Genomic DNA, 18,918 nt, shown 5'->3' with positions numbered 1-18,918 from the left:
CGCACCGCGTTATCATGCCCGCATGGCGCCACGCGCGCCGCACCGAGGTCATGCCATGTCCCTCCTGTTCCGCGCCGCGCTTGCGGCGGTCGCTTTCGGCTCGTCGCTGGCGCTCGCGCCGGCCGCCGGGGCGGCACCGGTCCCCGGCGACGCCGGGAAAGCGGTCACGTTCCCGTTCCCGGCGAACGCGCCGGTGGCCGTGCAGGTCACCGGCGTCGGGGCCGCCCGCGAGCGGCTCTCGGCCATGCTCAAGGCCGCCCTCCCGGACGAAGCCAAGGAGCTCGACAAGCAGATCGACGAGGCGCTGAAACAGGTCCTCGCGGACCGCAAGCTGACCGCCGTGCCCAAGGACGGCCGCGTGTTCGTTGTGGTGAACGACATCGCGAGCCTGTTCGAGGGCGAGCCCGCGTTCGCGGTCCTGGTCCCGGTGAGCAGCTACAAGGAGTTCAAGGCCACGTTCCTCACCGCCGACGAGCGCAAGACGCTCGGCGAGGGGAAGGGCGTGGACGAGGTGAAGCTGAGCCTGATGGGGGCCGAGCACACGGTCCACATGGTGGACCTGAAGGAGTACGTCGCGGTCACGCCGGACAAGGGCACCGCGGACCTCTACGCGGGCAAGTTCGCCCGCGCCACCACCGCCGCGATGCCGGCCGAACTGGCCCGCTCGTTCGTGGGCAGCGACCTGGCCGTCTACCTCAACGCCGACGCCATCAACAACAAGTACGCGGAGCAGATCAAGGGCTTCAAGATGCTCATCGACTTCGGCCTCCAGCAGGCCGAGATGGGCGGGATGCTGCCCGGCATCAACAAGAAGCAGCTCGCGGCCGCGAAGGTGATGCTCGGCGGCGCGTTCCAGGCGCTGGAGGACTGCCGCGGGGTGGTGCTCGGGGCGGAGTTCCGGCCCGAGGGGCTGAACCTGCGGCTCCAGGCCCAGTTCGCCGACGACACCGCCAGCGCGGCGGTGCTGAAGGCCGAGCGCCCCGGGGCGCTCGCGGACATCGGCAAACTCCCGGCCGGCCTGGGCCAGTACGCGGGGACGAAGTTCGGCAAGAAGTTCCACGACATGATGAAAGGGCTGAACCCCGAGTTCGCCCCCGCGGACGACGACGAGAACGGCAACGCGGCGCTGGAAAAGCACCTCACGGCCCTCCACGCGGCGGGGCCGCAGGGCGAGGTGAGCGGGTCCGGCGGGGCCGGGGCGAACTTCACCGCCGCGAAGTACACCGACGCGAAGAAGGCCGTGGCGGCGCTGACCGGGTGCTACGAGGCGATGGCCGCCGGCGGGCGCCTCCACAGCGCGGTGCTCAAGGGCGCCCCGAAAATCACCAAGGACGCCCGGAAGCACGGGGCCTTCACCTTCACCGAGGTGCGGGTCGCGTTCGACTTCGAGGCCACCGTGAAGGACCTCCCGGAGGGGCTGAAGGAGAACACCATCGCCCAACTGAAGCGGGCGCTGACCGAGCAGATGACGCTGTGGATCGGCACCGACGGCCAGACCGTGATCCAGGTGACCGCGAAGGACTTCGACGCCGCGGCGGCGGCGGTCGACGCGTTCCTCGACCCGAAGAAGCCCGTGGGCGAGACGGACGGCTTCAAGCTGACCCGCAAGCAGCTCCCGGCCGACGCGAACGCCCTGGTGCTGGCCGAGACCGGGCAACTGGTCACCGTGCTGCTCGACTCGCTGAAGGCGATGCAGGACACGGTCCCCGGGTTCCCGCGGCTCGGGAAGGTGCAGCCGCTGAAGGGGGAGCCGACGTTCATCGGGATCGCGGTCACGCTGAAGGACGCGGCGACTCTGAACGTGTTCATCCCGGGCGAAGCGCTGGCGGCCGGGAAGAAGATCGTCACCCGGCTGCTGACGAACGTCGAGTAGTTCAACAAACGTCCCTCGCACGCGGTCCAGCGCGTGCGGGGGATCGTCGGTACCGCGTTCCATACCGGCGGCGATGAGCGGTTGAGGGTTAGTGCCCGCCGCCCTTCTCCTCGCCGCCCTTCGCTTCCCCGCCGTGCCCGGGTTCGGCCCCGTGTCCGCCGCCGTGCCCTTCCTTCGCGTGCTCCATGTCCTCGCGGCGCTCCAGCACCGCTTTGCGCAGCGGGCGCAGGGCCAGCACGTCCACGACCCGCGGGCCGTCCGCGTTGTACAGCTTCTGAATCGGCTTGCCGGTGGAGGGATCGACCGACGGGGCCAGGAACACGCGCCCGAGGTGCGCCCGGAACCCGCCGAAGTCGGTGCCATATGTGCCGACGCACGGTGCCCCGAGTGCCGAGCCCGGGCCGCGGGCGAGCAGGCTGTTGCCCTTCAGCGAGCCGCCCCCGACGTACCCGCCGTGGTCGAACCGGGTCACGCTCGGGACCGCGTGCGCCTTCACGCTCAGCGGGTAACCGGCGCGTGCCGCGGAGTGCTCCACGGGCGTGTGCAGTTTGGGGGTCCGCTCCGCGATCCGCTGGAGCAGCGGCCGGTCGTCGGCGCGGGCGGGAACGGTAGCGGCTATAACGATCACGCCCGCGAGGGCGGAGAGCTGGCGCATGGGACACCGGGGGTACGCACGAGCCCGCGCGGCGCGGTCGAACGCGCCGCGCCGGGCACGGTCCCCCATTTATCGGCTCGCCCCGCCTTTCGGGTTGCGTGCGAATTTCCGGTCCCGCCCAACTCACCGGGGTGGCGAACCGGTCAATCGGTGAACAGCCCGCCCTCCGGGTTCCGGTTGAACTTCTGGTACGGCAGCCGCACCCCGTTCACGAGGTACTGGTCGGCCCGCGCGCCCACCGGGGCGTTGAACCCGTTCTCCCCGGCCACCGTCACCACGTCGTCCTGGTCCACGCCGTCGCCGCTGACCCCGAACCCGCCCTTCAGCAGCCCCGCCGTGTACAGCGGCGAGCTGCCCGGGAAGAAGATGATGCCGTTCTGGTTCAGCAGGTTGAACGGGCTGTGGAAGTTGGTGCCCGGGTTGAACGCGTCGTGCCCGAGCACGCTCTGATACGCCGACGCGGGCAGCGCCTGCCCCACCAGCCGGCCGTTGAACCGGTTGGTGTTCACCGGGTCGTCGTTGAGCTGGGAGAACGGCCCCGGGGGCGCGGTGTCGATGGCCTCGGGGAACCGCGGCTCGGCCAGGTACCGGAACGTGCGGGCCGTCATCGCCACGCCCGGCGGGAGCCCCTGCACCTGGTCGATCGGCTGCAACTGGAGCGGGTTCGAGTAGTACGACACGTTGCGCGCCTTGGCCACGGCCACGTCGATCGAGAACACGGTCGCGTCCGGCTGCCGGTACAGGCCCACGACGTTGCCCTGGCGGTCCGACACCGCGTACACGAACTTCGCCGGCGAGCTGATCGGCAGCCGGATCGCGCCCCGGGTCTGGCTCGCCTGCTGGAGCCCGTTGGCCACGATCGCGACCACCTCGTCGGCCCGGATGCCGTCCCCGTCGTGCGGCAGGACGAGCCACCCGTCCGGCACCGCTTGGCCGCCGCGGAGCGTGGCCCCGTCCGGGGACACCTGCTGGTTCCGCCCGTCGTTCGGGTCCCCGCGGCCGACCACGGCGGCCGTGAGCTGGAGCTGCTGCGCGCCCTGGAACGCGCCGCCCGGGCCGAACACGTCGAGCTGGATGCCCACGAGGTCCAGGCGCCCGGTGGGCAGCCCGAAGCGGCTCGACAGCGTCACCCCGCCCAGCGCGCCGACCGGGAGCGTCGCGGTGCCGTCCACGCTCGCGGTGGTGCCGCCGACCGCCGCGAACGCGATCCACTCGGCCTCCAGCGTCCGGTCCGGCTTGCGCGAGTCGAACGTGCTGCTGAGCGACGAGTTCTCCTCGGTGGCGTACCCGGTCTTGCCCGGGAAGAACACGCCGATCCCGCCCACCACGTGCCCGTCCTTGTAGATCGGCACGCCGCCCGGCAGGGTCGCGATCCCGCGCGACTGCGCGCCGGGCTTCAGCCCCGACTGGAACCCGTAGGAGTCGGGCACGAACAGCTCCTGGCCGGGGAGCACGAAGCTGCGGTCGGCGTTGAACCGCAGCTCCCGCTGGATGTCGTCGGCGGTGCCCTTGATCCCGTCGGCGCCGACCGCGAACGTGCCGTCGCGGTTGGTGTGCTCGATCCCGAACAGGTCCACCTGCGGGGTGTTCGCGATGCCCGGCGGGAAGTGCCCCTTGCTCCCGACCGCCGCCACGAACCCGGGGCCGCGGACCGTCGAGTTCGGGTCGGTCACGTTGGGGTTCGAGTTCACCTCCCGCTCGGTGATCGTGGACTGGCTGATGAACCCGACCGTGCGCGAGGTGAGCGGCCCCTGGTCGTTGGCGAAGTACGCCGCGGTCAGCGCCTTGGAGTACGCCCCGTCGATCGCGAACACCAGGTTGTCCGCGCTGGAGGTGATGTTCGGGTCCACCCCGCTCTCGACGCGCACGCCGAGGATCCGCCCGTTCCGGTCGGTCACCACGATGATCGCGTCCGAGCTGGCGGACGCCGCCGCGGCCCGCTGGAGCAGCGCGTTCACCTCGTCGGTGGTCAGCTGGCTGACCGGCGCGGCCGGGGCCGCGGCGCCGCGCGGGAGCGCCGCCAGCAGAAAGGTGCCGCCCCCCGGGAGCACCGTGTCGGTCGGTTTCACCTTGAACAGCGCGTTGACCGCGCCGGTGCCGCTGAACGTGTTGGTCCCGTCGCCGCCGAACAGCGCGTTCCGGGTGCCGCCGGCGTTCAGCGTCGTGTTGCCGCCGCCGGCGCTCAACTTGTTCGCCCCCTCGCCGCCGTTGATCACGGCCGGCTGGGTCACGGTCGGATCGACCACCACCGCGTCGTTACCGGCCCCGGTGTTGATGACCAGGTTGGCGACCTGTGTCGCCGGGAACGCGCCGATCGTGGCGGTGCGGTCGAGCACCTTCAGCACGCCCCCTTCGGTGAACACCCGGATGCGATCGTCGCCGTCGGTGCCGGTGATGGTCAGGGAGATCAAAGGCGTGGCCCCGGCGCCCACGTCCGGGCCGACGCCCGTCGCGGACACGGTCGCCAGCAGCGCCCGCTCCTCGAGCGCCTCGCACCAGAGAGTGGTTCGCCGCAGCGCGGCGCGGTCGGTTGCGGTGTGCATGACGCGGCCCGGTGGTCGTATTTCGTCCCCAATCTGTATCGGCCGCCCGCGCAACCCGTCTTGACGGATTACTTTCGCCGGCACGCGCTCCATGCAGAATCAGAAGAATCCTCATGACCGGCAAACCGCCGGCCGATTGAAGGGATGAAGCACCGCGCTGTGCCGTAGTGCGTCCGCGAGCGCGACGTTGGGGGTTACGGACATGCGCCCGATCTGGAAGCTGAGCCGCTGCGTCGCGGGTGTGTTCCTTTGCGCCACGAGCCAGGTGCGAGCGGACTCCCCGACCGGTGCCGCAGCGCCGCCGGCCGTCAGCGCCGTCCCGGCGCTCCCGCCCCTGCCGGCACCGACCGGCGGGTCGTCCCTTCCGCCGCCGCCAGGCGCGCTTGCGGCTCAACCGACGGCCGCCGCGGCGAGCCAGCCGCCGAAGGCCGCCCCGAAGGACACTACCCGCCAGCCCATCGACCGGCTGCTGGAACCGACGGTGCCGGCGCAGCCGGGCGGGCCGCAGGACGCCGCGGTGCAGGCGTCCGCCTACGCGTACTTCCCCACGCTCGGGTTCGCCGGCCAGAGCGGGGTGCTGCCCCGGTCCGGCAGCAACAACGAGTACGACACCGTCGAGGACCGGTGGCGCACCGGGTTCCCGGAGTGGGACCGGTACGGGCTCAACCACCCGCGCGTCTTCGACTACCCGTACCAGCTCGGGCGCTGGTACGACCCGTACCGCCAGAACGTGCTCAAGGGCGACTACCCGGTGTTCGGGCAGCACACGTTCTTCGTGTTCACCGGCACGAACAGCAGCCTGTTCGAGGGCCGCATGATCCCGACGGCCACCACGCCGTTCGAGAGCACCGCGCGGCCGCTCCAGGAGGAGTTCTTCCAGCGCCCGGGGCAGTTCCTGTTCTCGAACCTGACCACGGCGTCGTTCGAGCTGTTCCACGGCGACGCGGCGTTCAAGCCGAAGGACTGGGCCGTCAAGCTCACCCCGGCGTTCAACTACAACGCGCTGTCGGTATCCGAGCTGGGCGTCGTCAGCCCCGACGTGCGCAAGGGGACGGTGCGGCTGCGGTCGTGGGCCACGCTCCAGGAGTGGTTCGGCGAGTACAAGCTCGCGGACCTGAGCGAGCAGTACGACTTCCTCTCGGTGCGGGCCGGGGCGCAGCCGTTCACCAGCGACTTCCGCGGGTTCGTCTACAGCGACGTGAACCGCGGCGTGCGGCTGTTCGGGAACCTGGACGGGAACCGCACGCAGTTCAACCTCGCGTACTTCCGGCAGCTGGAGAAGGACACCAACAGCGGGCTGAACACGTTCAGCGACCGCAACCAGGACGTGGTGATCGCGAACCTGTACCGGCAGGACTTCATCTTCCCGGGGTACACGGCGAGCCTGAGCTACCACTTCAACAACGACGGGCCGTCGCTCAAGTTCGACAAGAACGGGTTCCTGGCGCGCCCGGACCCGGCGGGCACGTTCACCCCGCACCGGGTCGAGGCGCACTACCTGGGCTGGGCCGGCGACGGCCACATCGACCGGTACAACATCTCGCACGCGTTCTACTGGGTGCTGGGGCGCGACAGCCGCAACCCGATCGCGGGGCAGCCGACGAGCATCAGCGCCCAACTGGCCGCGGTGGAGCTGTCCTACGACCGCGACTGGGCGCGGTTCCGCGTGAGCGGCCTGTACCAGTCGGGCGACGGCGACGCCCGCAACGGGCACGCCACGGGCTTCGACTCGATCCTGGACCAGCAGAACTTCGGGGGCGAGTTCAGCTTCTGGCGGCGGAACCGGGTGCCGCTGTTCGGGGTGGGGCTGACGAACGACCAGAGCAACCTGGCGAACCTGCGGTCCAGCCGCATCCAGGGGCAGAGCAACTTCGTGAACCCGGGGCTCTGGCTCATCAACGCCGGCGTCGACTTCGACCTGACCCCGCGGCTGCGGTCGATCAACAACGCTAACGCGCTGTTCTTCGACAAGACCAACCCGCTGGAGGTGTTCACGTTCCAGGGGAACATCGACCGGTTCATCGGCGTGGACCTGAGCACCGGGTTCGAGTACCGGCCGCGGCTGAACAACAACGGGATCATCCTGGCCGGGATCAGCACGCTGATCCCGGGGGGCGGGTTCCGGCAGCTCTACAACGACAAGGGCGGCAAGGTGCAGTCGCTGCTCAACGGGTTCGCGGAAATCATCTTCACGTTCTGATTCCGCGCGGCGGCGGACTGTGGCCTGCAAAAGAAACCGGGCCGCGAGGTTCTCCTCGCGGCCCGGTGCGTTCCCAAGGCGTTCACTTCTCAACCTGTGGCGCGGAGCGCTCACGGCACCGCCGACCGGGTCATGGCCCCGTCGAACGTTGAGCCGCGATACGCGAGGTTGTTCCAGGCAACGTTCGACGGGGCCATGACCCGGTCGGAAGCGGTGCTGGAACAGCGCTCCCCGCGCGGGGTGTGAAGGCAGAAGCTCGGCTGACGCAACATCAGCCTGTCGCAGAGCGACGAGCTGAACGCCAATGGAACTGGAATCAGGGTATGCTCGCCGGTCCCTGACCGCAATGCAAGAGCCGTTCACCGCACGCGGTGGGTTTTCCCGGCGAGCCCATTGCGTTCTGTCGGGAAAGTCCGGCGTAACGTGGCGTTTACGCACCCGAGCGGCGTTCGGGTCAAGCCCCGCGGGCCGGGCGGCCGATAACGGATGTGTGGAATTTCGCACCGCGACATTCGGTCGGCGCGGCCTTCATGCGGCCGTCACGCTCGCACTGCTCGCCGCCTGTGCGGGCTGTGGGAACACGCGGTTCCTGCGCCGCACCTGCCCGACCCCGCCGGACCCGCAGGGGGCGGCCGAGCGCCCCACGCCTTCCGCCGAATACCGGGTCGCGTGCCCCGATGTCGTGGCGGTCACGTTCACCGATCACCCCGATTGGGATGCGGTGGCGGTCGTCGATGTGGACGGGCGGCTCCCGCTCCCGCGCCCCGGCGGCGTGAACGCCGACGGCCGCACCCTCGACGAGATCCGCACCGACCTCGCCGCGCTCGCCGATTGCCCGGCCGAGCGCGTCACCGTTACCCTCGCGGCGGCCCGCAGCGCGCGGGTCGTGGTGTACGGCCCGATCCGCGGTCGGGCACGGGTGGTCCCGTACCAGGGGCCGGAACCGGTGCTCGACTTCCTGAAGCGGGTCGGCGGGCTGCCGCCCGGATCGAAGCTGAACCAGGTGTACGTGATCCGGCCGAACGTGGCCGCGGCGGCGCGCCCGCAGGTGTTCCGGGTGAACGTGGCCGCGGTGCTGGTCGATGGCGATCCGCGAACCAATGTGCTGTTGCAGGCCGACGATCAGATTTACGTCGGCGAAACGCGGCAGTCGGTGTTGTCGCGCGTGCTGCCGGACTGGCTCGGCACCGCGTACCGGCGGCTGGCGGGCCTTCTGCCGGACGACTGGTGGTCGTTCACCAAGTCGCGCCGGACCGCGGACCCGTCTCTTGGCGGCACCACCCACCCCGGCTCACTTTTCCTCGCCCCGGGCCGATCCGCGGATTGACCGCGCCGGGCGAATGCAACTCTGTGCTGATCTGTGCAAGCGTAATCGCGGTCGGTGGGTTCGCTCCGCAGCGTGACTCCACGTACCGCGGTGGCGTTGTGGAGCGTGTGGCATTGTGTGATACCAAATTCGGTTAATGCGTATCCCGGCCGTATTCTGTAGCCGCCCTCTGTAAGACCGGTGGTACACGGTGGGGCGCACGGCCTCACCGAGGCAGGCGACAGGGTGCCGTTACTCGTCAATCGGATTTCAGTCGTTTCCAGTTGGTGTGACGTGCCCCGCGCGGGTCTTTGAGTGTGGTCCGCTCACTCCGTGAGCGGTCGCTCCGGGTATCGGATTCGCGTGGCGCAACGACGGGGTCTGCAAGCCCGGGCTGCGAATCGGACGCGCGGGCCGACCGCTCACGGAGTGAGCGGACCACACTTAATGGCCGGGACCACGCTGCACGAACTGGAAACGACTGGATTCGGTGTGAGATGTCCGGCGGGGCGCGTCTATCGGGCGTGCCGCCGTCCCAGAAGGCGTTTCAGTAGCCCGAGGCGTGCGGCGTCAGATGGGAGAGCGGCCGTGTCGAGATGATATCGGCCGCCAACGCGAGCGAGCCGCGTTCGCCTTTGCGGGGCGAACGCGGCTCGCTCGTTGACCGGATTGGGGCGATCAGCTCCCGCCGGTCATTTTCGGCTCGAGGGCCTTCAGGATCTCTTTGGCCTTGGCCTTGGTGTCGGCCTTCGGCTTTTGGAGGTCCGCGAAGCCTTTTTGCAGGACATCGGCCCGGGCCGCGTCGGTTTCGCGCACCCGCGACACGATGTTGTCGAACGAGGTCACTTCGCTGCCGAGCGCCTGGCCCTTCGCGTAGTTGTTCAGGACCTGCTTGGCCTGCTCCAGCCCGGAGTTCTCTTTAACCTCGATCGTCTCTTCCTTCGTCCGCCCGGGCGGGCCACAGCCCGGGGCCGCGAGCGCCCCCACCAGGAGGGCGAACGCCGCTGTACGCCAGTACTTCGTCACGTGCGACTCCTTCCTTAGAAGTTGGGCACCGGCTGACCGTCCGAGCGGTTGCCGAGCAGTTGGAAGGTGGTCAGGGTGACGCTGTTCGAGATGAACCGCACCGAGCCGTCGCCGAGCACCCCGTTGACGCCGCCGGTGTGCATGCTGCGCGGCGGAACGAGGCCGAAGCCCCAGTCGTGCGCGCCGCCCGGGCAGCAGTCGCCGCCGGCCGTCGGGTACGCCCAGTTCGGCGGCACCGCCGTGTTGAGCGTGGACTGACCGGCCGAGTACCACGCCCACATGGTGCCGTTGTTGGACCGCATCCCGCTCGGCGAGGTTTTGGCGGCCTGACCGATCGCGTCCACTTCCGCCTGGGTCGGGAAGTTCTTGTTCACGACCGAGTTGAACAGGCCGTTGTTCGTGTAGAAGAAGTCGTACGGGTACTTGCCGGCGCTGCCGCTGGCGTTCGAGCCGGACAGCAGTTCGGACGCGAGCAGCGTGTTCGACAGCCCGTCGGTCACGTCGCCCATCTTGGTATCGTTCTGGTACGAGACGATGCCGTTGAACCGGGTGCCGCCCCAAACGGTTTCGACCGAGCTGCCGGTGGACCAGCCGTAGTTGCTGCCCGGGCCGTCCCAGCCGCTCGGGTTGCTGCCGCGGGCCGGCGCGGCCGGCGACGACGGGCACAGGAACACCGACAGCTTGGTGTTCATCCCGGTGTTGTAGGTCCAGCTCCAGTTGGTGCGGTTCGCGTCGAACAGCTTGAACAGCGGGTCCTGTTCGACGAACGGGAGGAGCTCGACGTTGGCGCTGGTGGCCTCCCAGGCGTTACCGCCGACCTGGCGGTAGTTGCGCGGGAACTTCTGTCCCACGTCGTGGTAGCTGTGCATCGCCAGCCCGAGCTGCTTCAGGTTGTTCGAGCACTTCATGCGCGAGGCGGCCTCACGCACCTTCTGAACGGCAGGCAGGAGGAGCCCGATCAGGATCGCAATAATCGCGATCACGACCAACAATTCAATGAGCGTGAAACCCCGCACGCGGCGGGACTTCGGGGGAGAGAGGGAGAGCATCACCGACCTCAAAACACAGATGATAAGGTGCTCACCCCGTGATGGGGTGGAGAGCAAAAAATGTGTGGCGGGAGCTGGCGTGTCTGTGCGAGCGGGCCGACTCACGTCACGCATTCTTCTTGGACTCTACCCGCCCTGTGCGCCCGTTGCAAGTAGCAATTCGGTTCGCGCACAATTATTTGGTCCGGTTTGCCGCGCCGAACGCGGACTCTATCGCTTCGGCGCCGGTCAGTGGGGCGCGGCACGCGAAGTTCTCGCACACGTAAACCGTGACCGCGCCGCCCCGCGCCTCCTTGCCCTCGAACAGCGCCGCAAGTTCCGCCGGCGGCGGCCCGGACGCCGGGTCGTGGAGCGCGACCACGCGGCGCGGCCCGAACGCCGCCCGGACCGCTTCGGTTGCGCGCCGCGTTTCCTTGTCGTGTGTCGGGCCGACGATCGCCACCTGCTGAACCGGGCCGAGGTGGAAGTCGAGCGCGATGAGCATCTGCCCGCTCGCGGCCGGGTGCTCCGCCATCGTCTCGCGGTACCCGCGGAGGGTGCGCTCGGCCGGTTCGGCGAGGTCCCGCCGGCCGGTCAGCGCGGCCAAACGCAGCAGGACCGTTACGGCCACCGCGTTGCCGCTCGGGGTCGAGCCGTCGTGCAGGTCCTTGGTGCGGGCGATCAGCTCCTCGTGGTCGTCCGCGGTGAAGAAGAAGCCGGGGCCGTTCGGGTCCGCGAAGTGCTTGAGCATCGACTCGGCCAGTTCGAGAGCGGCGCGGAGCCACTTCACCTCGAACGTCGCCTCGTACAGCGTCACGAGCGCGTCCGCGAGGATCGCGTAATCCTCCAGGTACCCGCGCAGCTTCGGTGGCTGCCCCACCCCGGCGGTGCGGTACAACCGCCCGCCCGCGGTGCGCATGGTTCGGAGGATGTGGTCGGCCGCGACTGCTGCGCGTGTGGCGTCCTCGCCGCCGGTCGCCATCCCGAACTGCGCGAACGCGGCGATCATGAGGCCGTTCCACGCGGTCAGGATCTTCTCGTCGCGCCCGGGCCACACGCGCTTCGCGCGCGCCGCGTAGAGCGTGTCTTTGACCGCCCGGAGCCGCCCCCGGAACGCCTCCTCGCTCGTGCCGTGCGCCTTGGCCTCGTCGGCGTCGGAAAGGGTGCGGAACAGGATGTTGTGCCCCTCGAAGTTGCCGCCCCGGGTGGCCCCCCACACCTTGCACGCGAACTCCGCGTCCTCGTCGCCCAGCACCGCGCGCAGCTCGTCCAGCGACCAGACGTAGAACTTGCCCTCTTCGCCCTCGCTGTCGGCGTCCTGGGTGGAGAAGAAGGCGCCGCCCTCCGCCCACATTTCCCGCACAACGTAGTCGAGCGTTTCGCGGCCGATCTGCCGGAAGAACGGGTCTCCCGTCCGCTGGTACGCCTCCGCCAGCGCCGAGGCGAGCAGGGCGTTGTCGTAGAGCATCTTCTCGAAGTGCGGGACCAGCCACTTCGCGTCCACGCTGTAGCGCGCGAACCCGCCGCCGAGCTGGTCGTAAATGCCGCCGCGGGCCATCGTGGTGAGCGTGTGCTTCACCATGTCGAGGGCCACCGGGTCGTTGAACCGGTCTGAGAGGCGCAGCAGGAGCTTCAGCTCGAGCGCGTGCGGGAACTTGGGCTGCGACCCGAACCCGCCGAACCGCGGGTCGTAGCTGCGGCGCAGCGCGGCCAGCGCGCCGGCCAGCAGTTCCGGCGCCACGGGGCCGTCGGCGTCGCCGAGGGCGCCCATGCGCTGGAGGTCGCCGACGACGCTGGCTCCGATCTCGTGAACGCGGTCGCGCTGGGTCTGCCAGGCGTTGTGGATGCCGAGGAGCAGCTTCTTGAAGCCGGGCCGGCCCTGGGCGGCGTACCGGTCGTCGGGCGGGTAGTAGGTGCCCGCGAAGAACGGCTTCAGGTCCGGGGCCAGGAACACGGACAGGGGCCACCCGCCGCCCTCGCGGGTCATCACCTGGAGGGCGGTCATGTAGATGGTGTCCAGGTCCGGGCGCTCCTCGCGGTCCACCTTGACGCACACGAAGTGCTCGTTCAGGAGCGCGGCGGTGGCCTCGTCCTCGAAGCTCTCGTGTTCCATGACGTGGCACCAGTGGCACGCGCTGTACCCGACGCTCAGGAAGATGGGGCGGTCGAGCTCCTTCGCGCGGGCGAGCGCCTCCGGCCCCCACGGGTACCAGTCCACCGGGTTGTTGGCGTGCTGCCGCAGGTACAGGCTGGTCTCGGTCGCGAGGCGGTTCTGCTGGCGCGCGGCGGTCATGGCGGGTTCCGTGATGCGATGGGCAATAGGATTCTACGGACGCCCGTTCCCGATCCCCTCCGCGGCGAGTTTCCCATGTTGCTCGGTCTCGCGTGCCTCGCGCTCACCGCTCCCGTTCCCGTTTCCCCGGCCCGCGCCGACCCGGCCGTGGTGCCGCTCGCGCGGGCGCACGCGCACAACGACTACGAGCACACGCGCCCGCTGCAGGACGCGCTGGGCCACGGGTTCTGTAGCGTCGAGGCGGACATCTGGCTTGTGAAGGGCGAGCTGCTCGTCGGGCACACGCCGTTCTCGCTGAAGCCCGCGCGCACGCTCGAGAAGCTCTACCTCGCCCCGCTCCGGGAGCGGATCAAGGCGCAGGGCGGCGCGGTGTACCGGAACGGCCCGCCGTTCTACCTGATGATCGACATCAAGACGGACGCCAAGGAGACCTACCTCGCGCTGGCGAAGGTGCTGGAAGCGTACTCGGACATCCTCACGGCCACGAAGGACGGGACGGCCGAACCGAAGGCGGTGACGGTGGTGGTCAGCGGCAACCGGGACGTGAAGACGATCGCCGCGGCGAAGGTGCGGCACGCGGCGATCGACGGGCGCCCGGCCGACCTCGCCGGCGACGCACCGGCGCACCTGGTGCCGTGGGTCAGCGAGTCGTGGAAGACGCTGTTCAAGTGGGACGGCACCGGCGCGATGCCGGACGCCGAGCGCGCGAAGCTCCGCGAGCTGGTCGCGAAGGCGCACAAGCAGGGGCGCAAGGTGCGGTTTTGGGCCGCGCCGGAAACGTCCGAGGCGTGGAAGGAGCTGCTCGCCGCCGGGGCCGATTTCATCAACACCGACAAGCTCGCCGAACTGGCGACGTTCCTGCGCGAGGCCGAAACGAAGAAGTAGCCCCGTGCCGGCGCGGCGATGGTATCGGGACAGAGGCACAGGCAGTTTTTGACAGGGTCGACAGGATTAAACACGATCAAGCAGAGGTGCATTGGCCCTGTATCATTGCGATTGGCTGTGAATAATCGTTGATCGCATAATAAATTGATGCGTGTTTAGCTGGATCGATAGGACTAAAGAAGGCTGTTTTTATCCTGTTTAATCCTGTCGATCCTGTCAAAAACTGCCTGTGCCTTGCGCTGGGTTTACGGTTCGGTCACGGGCATCCGTTTTTGGTCTGTGCCACAAAGCAGACACAACCAGCCGGATCGTGAATGAGCGGGACGCAGCGCCCGGCCCAAGCGCGCGACCGGCGCTCAGTGCTTGTCGCGCTTGGGCCGGGCCTTGATGTCGAACAGCCCGAAGATCTCGTCCTCGCTCAGCCCCAGCGCGGTCGGCTTGTCGGCCTGGGCGATGAGGTCGTTGAACACCTTGCGCTTGGCCTCCAGGATGTCCGCGATGCGGCCCTCGATGGTGCCGCCGCTGAGGAACCGGGTGACGGTGACCGGGTGCTTCTGCCCCAGCCGGTGCGCCCGGTTGATGGCCTGGTCCTCGATCGCCGGGTTCCACCAGCGGTCGAACAGGAACACGTAGTTCGTGAACTGGAGGTTCAGCCCCACGCTCCCGGTCCCGTAGCTCATCAGGAGTACGTGGGCGCTCGGGTCGGCCTTGAACCGGTCGAGGATGGGGGTGCGCTGGGGCTGCGGGATCTTGCCGTGGTACTGGAGCGGCCCGTACTTCGCGAGCGCCTTCGCGAGCACCTCCAGCGGCTCCACCCACTGCGAGAAGATGATCGCCTTCCGCCCGCTCTCCGCGACCTCCTCCATGTCGGAGAGGAGCTGCACGAGCTTCGCGCTCTCGCCGGTCAGCGGGTCGAAGTTGCAGATCTGCTTCAGCCGCATCACGAGCTGGAACACGTGCTGCACGGTGATCGTGTCGCCGAGCGCGTTCAGCTGGATGACGCCGTCGTTCTCGGCCCGCGCGTAGGCGGCCCGCTGCGCCGCGGTGAGCTCCACCTCCAGGTCGCGGATCACCTTCGGCGGCATGTCGGTGAGCACGTCGTCCTTGGTGCGCCGCAGGATCGAGTCCGAGGTGTACTGCGGGATGCGCCGGGTCGGCGTCTCGGGCGGGATGAGGCCGGGGTCGACGAAGCTGAAGATGTTCACCAGGTCGTCGGGGTGGTTCTCGATGGGGGTGCCGGTGAGCGCCCAGCTCCGCGCGCGGCTGAGCCCGCGCACCACCTGCGCGGTCTTCGAGTCCTTGTTCTTGATCCGCTGCGCCTCGTCCAGCACCACCACGTCGAAGTGGACGCGCGGGTCGGTCGCGAGGTCGCAGTCGCGGGTGAGCGTCTCGTAGTTGACGAGCTTGAGCGGGCAGTTCGACACGAGCCACGTGCTGCGGCGCTGCTCCGGGTCGCCCTCGAACGCCTCGAACGGCACGTCGGGCGCCCACATCTTGAGCTCGCGCGCCCAGTTGTGCATGAGCGGCTTCGGGCACACCACGAGGCCGCGCTTGATCTCGCCCGAGTGGAACAGCAGCCGCAGCGACAGGATGGCCTGGGCGGTTTTGCCCAGCCCCATCTCGTCGGCGATGAGCGCGTGGTGCCGCGGCATCAGGAACGCGATGCCCTCGAGCTGGTACGGGTACGGCTCGAACGGCACCTCGAGCTGCCGGCCGTCGAAGAGGCTGTCGAGCGGCGGCTGGAGCAGGTACAGCAGCCGGTCCTTGAAGAGGACGGTGTCCGCGGTGGGCTTCGGGCGGATGCGCGGCTTCGCCGGCTCCTGCTGGTCGGGCAGGGCGGGCTGCGGGATCGACTGCCGGCCCTCCTTCGGCGCCGCGGCGGGGCGCGGGGCGGAATCGAACCCCGCCGGCGGGGCCGGGAACTTCCACCCCTCGGTGGTGACGCTCAGCTCGAGGCGCCCCAGCGCGCGCACCCACGGCGCGTCCGTCAGGAGCTTCGCCTCGCGGACGTTCGGTTCGAGCGGGTGGTCGAGTTTCGGCAGGCCGAACGTCTCGATGACGAGGCCGATGTCCGGCCCGCCGCCTTCCAAGGCGGGCGGCGCGGGGCACAACCCGCCCGCCACCTCCCGCACTTCGGGGTGCGAGAGGTCGGGCGTCGCGTCGAGCGCGAAGAACTCGTTCGGGTCCCCGCCCGAAAGTGAGGAGAGCGGAACCGGAAGTGTGATGGGTTCGGTTCCCCACTCCCGTTGGGGTGAGGGGGGCCGGGTGAGCGGTTCCACCGCCGCGAACAACTCCTGCCCCAGAGCCAGCGCCGTCGGGACCACTTCTTCGCCTTCCAAGCCGTCAGGCCGCAGCACGGTTCGTCACCCCCATCTTGCGGGCCTCGGCCACCGCCTCACGGACCCGCGCGAACGGCTCGGACAGGTCCACCGCCGAGTCCACCCGGGCCAGCAACTCCTCGACCGCCTCGCGGTCGCCCGCGAAGCGGGCCGGCAGGATCAGCCCCCCCGGCGTGCGGGCGTGCGGCATCGTCACGGCGTTCGGCGGCGGCGTACCCGCCGGGCCAACCGCCACCACCGGCACCTCGATGCGCGAGCGCAGCGCGAGCACCGAGAGGCAGTCCGTCACGACGAGGTCCGGCTTGGTGCCCGTCTTCTCCACCAGCGTCTTCCCGATCACGTCGGCATGCAGGTACTCCGTCAAGGTTGGGCCGTAAAGGGCAGTTTGGACGCGGTTCGGCTGCACGGCGGTGGTGAGGCGGAACTCGAGCGGTCGGCCCCAGCCGTTGGTCACCAGATACCCGCCGAGCCAGCCGGTCTGGTCCTGGAGCACGGCGAGGAACCCGAGGGCCAGCGGTCCCGACGGTTTCGACGAAGCGGCCTGCGTTGTCACGATGAATGATCCCCGAACCCCGAATGTAGGGTCTATCGTGTTGCACATCCCCCATCGGCGCAAGACGAGTTGGTAATTCAGGCAGCTTTGACTGGAGTTCGCAGTCCGGGCTGCTCCGGCAGGATCATGCGGTACGGATTACGCAGCTTCTCGCGGGCCGGGAGCAAAAGTTCCCTTTTGCCTTCAGTTCCGCGTGGAGGGTGAGATCTGTCACTTCGTGGATGAGCATTTGCCGCAAACTCGGCCTTCCGAAATCACGGTAAAGGTGTAGAACAACAGAATAGGGAGCTGTTTTCGGCAGGATGAACCGGGTTCACCGCACCGCACGAGTCACTTTGTTTGGTTCGGTTCCGCCCGCCATCCGGTCGAATAACTTCTTGTCCCCCCGTATGCCCGCGCACACCCCGTAAGGTTCTGAGATGTCCGACGAAACCGCGCCGAAGCTCTCCCCCGTCGAAGGCCACAAGTCGGAAGGGCGGTACCTTCGCGGTACGCTGGCGGAAGAGATCGCCGACGCCTCGATCGATCACCTGAGCGACGCCAACAAGAGCCTGATCAAGTTCCACGGGAGCTACGAGCAGGAGGACCGCGACGCGCGCAAGGCGCGGGCGAAGGCCGGGGTGGGCAAGGCGTACATGTTCATGATCCGGCTGAAGATGCCGGGCGGGAAGCTGACCGCCGACCAGTGGCTGGCGCTCGACGACATCGCGGACCAGTACGCGAACGGGGCGCTGCGGCTCACCACGCGCCAGAGCATCCAGTTCCACGGCGTGCTGAAGGGCAACCTGAAGGCGACGATGGCCGGCATCAACGCGAGCCTCGTCACCACGCTCGGCGGGTGCGGGGACGTGAACCGCAACGTGCTGTCGTGCCCGGCCCCGCTGCCCGACCCCACCCGCGCGCAGATGCAGCGGGACTGCGACGCGGTGGCCGAGCACCTGGCGCCGAAGGCCGGCAAGCAGTCGTATCACGAGATCTGGCTGAACGGCGAGCCGGCCACGTTCACCGACAACCCGGAGATCGACGAGCCGCTCTACGGCAAGACGTACCTGCCGCGGAAGTTCAAGGTGGCGTTCAGCCTGCCGCACGACAACTGTACGGACCTCCTGGCACAGTGCCTCGGGTTCCTCGCGATCAGCGAGGGCGGCCAGCCGGTGGGTTACAACCTGTTCGCCGGCGGCGGGCAGGGGCAGACGAACAGCAACCCCGACACGTACCCGCTCCTGGCGCAGCCCGTCGGCTTCATCGGGCTCGACGAAGTGCTGATGGCGGCGGAGGGCGTATGCAAGCTGTTCCGCGACCACGGCAACCGCAGCAACCGCAAGCGGGCGCGGCTCAAGTACGTGATGAAGGATTGGGGGCTGGAGAAGTTCCGCGAGGTCTTCTACCGCGACTATTTCAAGGGGCCGCGCCGCGACCCGCGACCGGTGGAGATCACCGGGCTGGACCTGCACCACGGCTGGCAGGGGATGGGGGGCGGGAAATATTTCCTGGGGCTGTCGGTCGAGAACGGCCGGGTGCGGGACGACGGCGCGATGCGGCTCCGGAGCGGGCTCCGCGCCATCGTTGCGAAGTACAAGCCGGACATCCGGGTGACCGCGCAGCAGGACATCATGCTGTGCGGGCTGACGATGGATGACCGCGCGGGCGTCGATTCGATGCTGAGCGAGTACGGCATCCCGCGGCCGGAAACGCTGTCGCAGGTGCAGCGGTGGAGCATGGCGTGCCCGGCGATCCCGACGTGCCCGCTGGCGATCACCGAGAGCGAGCGGGCGCTGCCCGGCGTGGTCGATCAACTTGAGGTGGCGCTGAAGGACGCCGGGCTGGCCGGGGAGCCGATCAGCGTGCGGATGACGGGCTGCCCGAACGGGTGCGCGCGGCCGTACCAGAGCGAGGTCGGCATCGTGGGCCGCGGCGGCACGAAGTACACGCTGTACATCGGCGGCGACAGCTACGGCCGCCGGCTGAACACCGAGATCCAGGACGGCGTGCCCATCGAGCAGATCGTGCCGAAGCTGTCGAAGGTGTTCGCGGCGTTCGCGGCGGAGCGATCGAATGGCGAGCTGTTCGGCGACTACTGCACCCGCGTCGGGCTGCCGAAGCTGAAGGAGCTGATCGGCGCGCCGGCGTAACTGGTTTCTTCCCTGGGACCGCGGCCGTCCCGGCCGCTGCTTCGCGTGTGGTGTCGCTTCAACGGGAAGTGTGGAGCAACAGCGT

Annotated in this window: 12 protein-coding genes; 5 read left to right on the top strand and 7 right to left on the bottom strand. The window is 69.0% G+C overall.

Translation table 11 applies throughout. From position 1 onward, the window contains the following. The first annotated feature begins 55 nt into the window (after positions 1-55). Positions 56-1,873, top strand: coding sequence for a hypothetical protein (locus tag R5W23_RS08435; protein ID WP_320685953.1), 1,818 nt, complete (start codon positions 56-58; stop codon positions 1,871-1,873). An 88-nt stretch (positions 1,874-1,961) separates the two neighbouring features. Here R5W23_RS08435 and R5W23_RS08430 read toward each other — a convergent pair whose 3' ends face one another. After that, a complete protein-coding gene (locus R5W23_RS08430) occupies positions 1,962-2,528 on the bottom strand; it encodes a hypothetical protein (protein WP_320685952.1) in 567 nt (188 codons plus the stop codon). Positions 2,529-2,671: 143 nt separating this feature from the next. After that, positions 2,672-5,071 carry a heme-binding protein gene (locus tag R5W23_RS08425; protein ID WP_320685951.1) on the bottom strand — a complete coding sequence of 800 codons (2,400 nt, stop codon included), beginning with the start codon at positions 5,069-5,071 and terminating at the stop codon, positions 2,672-2,674. Between the two features lie 202 nt (positions 5,072-5,273). Here R5W23_RS08425 and R5W23_RS08420 point away from each other — a divergent pair, with 202 nt between their 5' ends. Together R5W23_RS08420 and R5W23_RS08415 are read left to right on the top strand one after the other, a co-directional pair. Beyond that, a complete protein-coding gene (locus R5W23_RS08420; RefSeq protein WP_320685950.1) occupies positions 5,274-7,271 on the top strand; it encodes a hypothetical protein in 1,998 nt (665 codons plus the stop codon). 490 nt (positions 7,272-7,761) lie between these two features. Then, positions 7,762-8,598 carry a polysaccharide biosynthesis/export family protein gene (locus tag R5W23_RS08415; RefSeq protein WP_320685949.1) on the top strand — a complete coding sequence of 279 codons (837 nt, stop codon included), beginning with the start codon at positions 7,762-7,764 and terminating at the stop codon, positions 8,596-8,598. 657 nt (positions 8,599-9,255) lie between these two features. Here R5W23_RS08415 and R5W23_RS08410 read toward each other — a convergent pair. The 3 genes from R5W23_RS08410 to R5W23_RS08400 all read right to left on the bottom strand — a co-directional run bounded on the left by R5W23_RS08410 (position 9,256) and on the right by R5W23_RS08400 (position 12,924). Next, positions 9,256-9,603 carry a hypothetical protein gene (locus R5W23_RS08410; protein ID WP_261186280.1) on the bottom strand — a complete coding sequence of 116 codons (348 nt, stop codon included), beginning with the start codon at positions 9,601-9,603 and terminating at the stop codon, positions 9,256-9,258. 14 nt (positions 9,604-9,617) lie between these two features. Next, positions 9,618-10,652: a DUF1559 domain-containing protein gene (locus R5W23_RS08405; RefSeq protein WP_320685948.1), complete on the bottom strand. Its 1,035-nt coding sequence runs from the start codon at positions 10,650-10,652 to the stop codon at positions 9,618-9,620. Positions 10,653-10,827: 175 nt separating this feature from the next. Beyond that, positions 10,828-12,924 carry a thioredoxin domain-containing protein gene (locus tag R5W23_RS08400; protein WP_320685947.1) on the bottom strand — a complete coding sequence of 699 codons (2,097 nt, stop codon included), beginning with the start codon at positions 12,922-12,924 and terminating at the stop codon, positions 10,828-10,830. 75 nt (positions 12,925-12,999) lie between these two features. Between R5W23_RS08400 and R5W23_RS08395 the strand changes: the two genes are divergently transcribed. Then, positions 13,000-13,809 (top strand): phosphatidylinositol-specific phospholipase C/glycerophosphodiester phosphodiesterase family protein, encoded by an 810-nt coding sequence (locus R5W23_RS08395; protein WP_320685946.1) that lies wholly within the window; start codon positions 13,000-13,002, stop codon positions 13,807-13,809. 356 nt (positions 13,810-14,165) lie between these two features. On the opposite strand, the gene R5W23_RS08390 is transcribed toward R5W23_RS08395, so the two are convergent. After that, a complete protein-coding gene (locus R5W23_RS08390; RefSeq protein WP_320685945.1) occupies positions 14,166-16,166 on the bottom strand; it encodes a DEAD/DEAH box helicase in 2,001 nt (666 codons plus the stop codon). Beyond that, positions 16,153-16,701 carry a hypothetical protein gene (locus R5W23_RS08385; protein ID WP_261186285.1) on the bottom strand — a complete coding sequence of 183 codons (549 nt, stop codon included), beginning with the start codon at positions 16,699-16,701 and terminating at the stop codon, positions 16,153-16,155. The genes R5W23_RS08390 and R5W23_RS08385 overlap by 14 nt, the downstream gene beginning before the upstream one ends. A gap of 419 nt (positions 16,702-17,120) precedes the next feature. Between R5W23_RS08385 and R5W23_RS08380 the strand changes: the two genes are divergently transcribed. Next, entirely contained in the window at positions 17,121-18,833 is a 1,713-nt protein-coding gene (locus R5W23_RS08380; protein ID WP_320685944.1) for an NADPH-dependent assimilatory sulfite reductase hemoprotein subunit, read from the top strand. Positions 18,834-18,918: the final 85 nt, after the last annotated feature.

This window comes from Gemmata algarum (assembly GCF_034097035.1).
GTDB lineage: Bacteria > Planctomycetota > Planctomycetia > Gemmatales > Gemmataceae > Gemmata > Gemmata algarum.
The sequence above is the reverse complement of the archived record's forward strand: the minus strand, read 5'-3'. Positions and strand labels throughout refer to the sequence as shown.

Excerpts from the sequence above, each read along its gene's own strand:
- R5W23_RS08405 (WP_320685948.1), bottom strand. The coding sequence starts at position 10,652 with ATGCTCTCCCTCTCTCCCCCGAAGTCCCGCCGCGTGCGGGGTTTCACG.
- R5W23_RS08395 (WP_320685946.1), top strand. The coding sequence starts at position 13,000 with ATGTTGCTCGGTCTCGCGTGCCTCGCGCTCACCGCTCCCGTTCCCGTT.
- R5W23_RS08400 (WP_320685947.1), bottom strand. The coding sequence starts at position 12,924 with ATGACCGCCGCGCGCCAGCAGAACCGCCTCGCGACCGAGACCAGCCTG.
- R5W23_RS08425 (WP_320685951.1), bottom strand. The coding sequence starts at position 5,071 with ATGCACACCGCAACCGACCGCGCCGCGCTGCGGCGAACCACTCTCTGG.
- R5W23_RS08430 (WP_320685952.1), bottom strand. The coding sequence starts at position 2,528 with ATGCGCCAGCTCTCCGCCCTCGCGGGCGTGATCGTTATAGCCGCTACC.
- R5W23_RS08420 (WP_320685950.1), top strand. The coding sequence starts at position 5,274 with ATGCGCCCGATCTGGAAGCTGAGCCGCTGCGTCGCGGGTGTGTTCCTT.
- R5W23_RS08435 (WP_320685953.1), top strand. The coding sequence starts at position 56 with ATGTCCCTCCTGTTCCGCGCCGCGCTTGCGGCGGTCGCTTTCGGCTCG.
- R5W23_RS08380 (WP_320685944.1), top strand. The coding sequence starts at position 17,121 with ATGTCCGACGAAACCGCGCCGAAGCTCTCCCCCGTCGAAGGCCACAAG.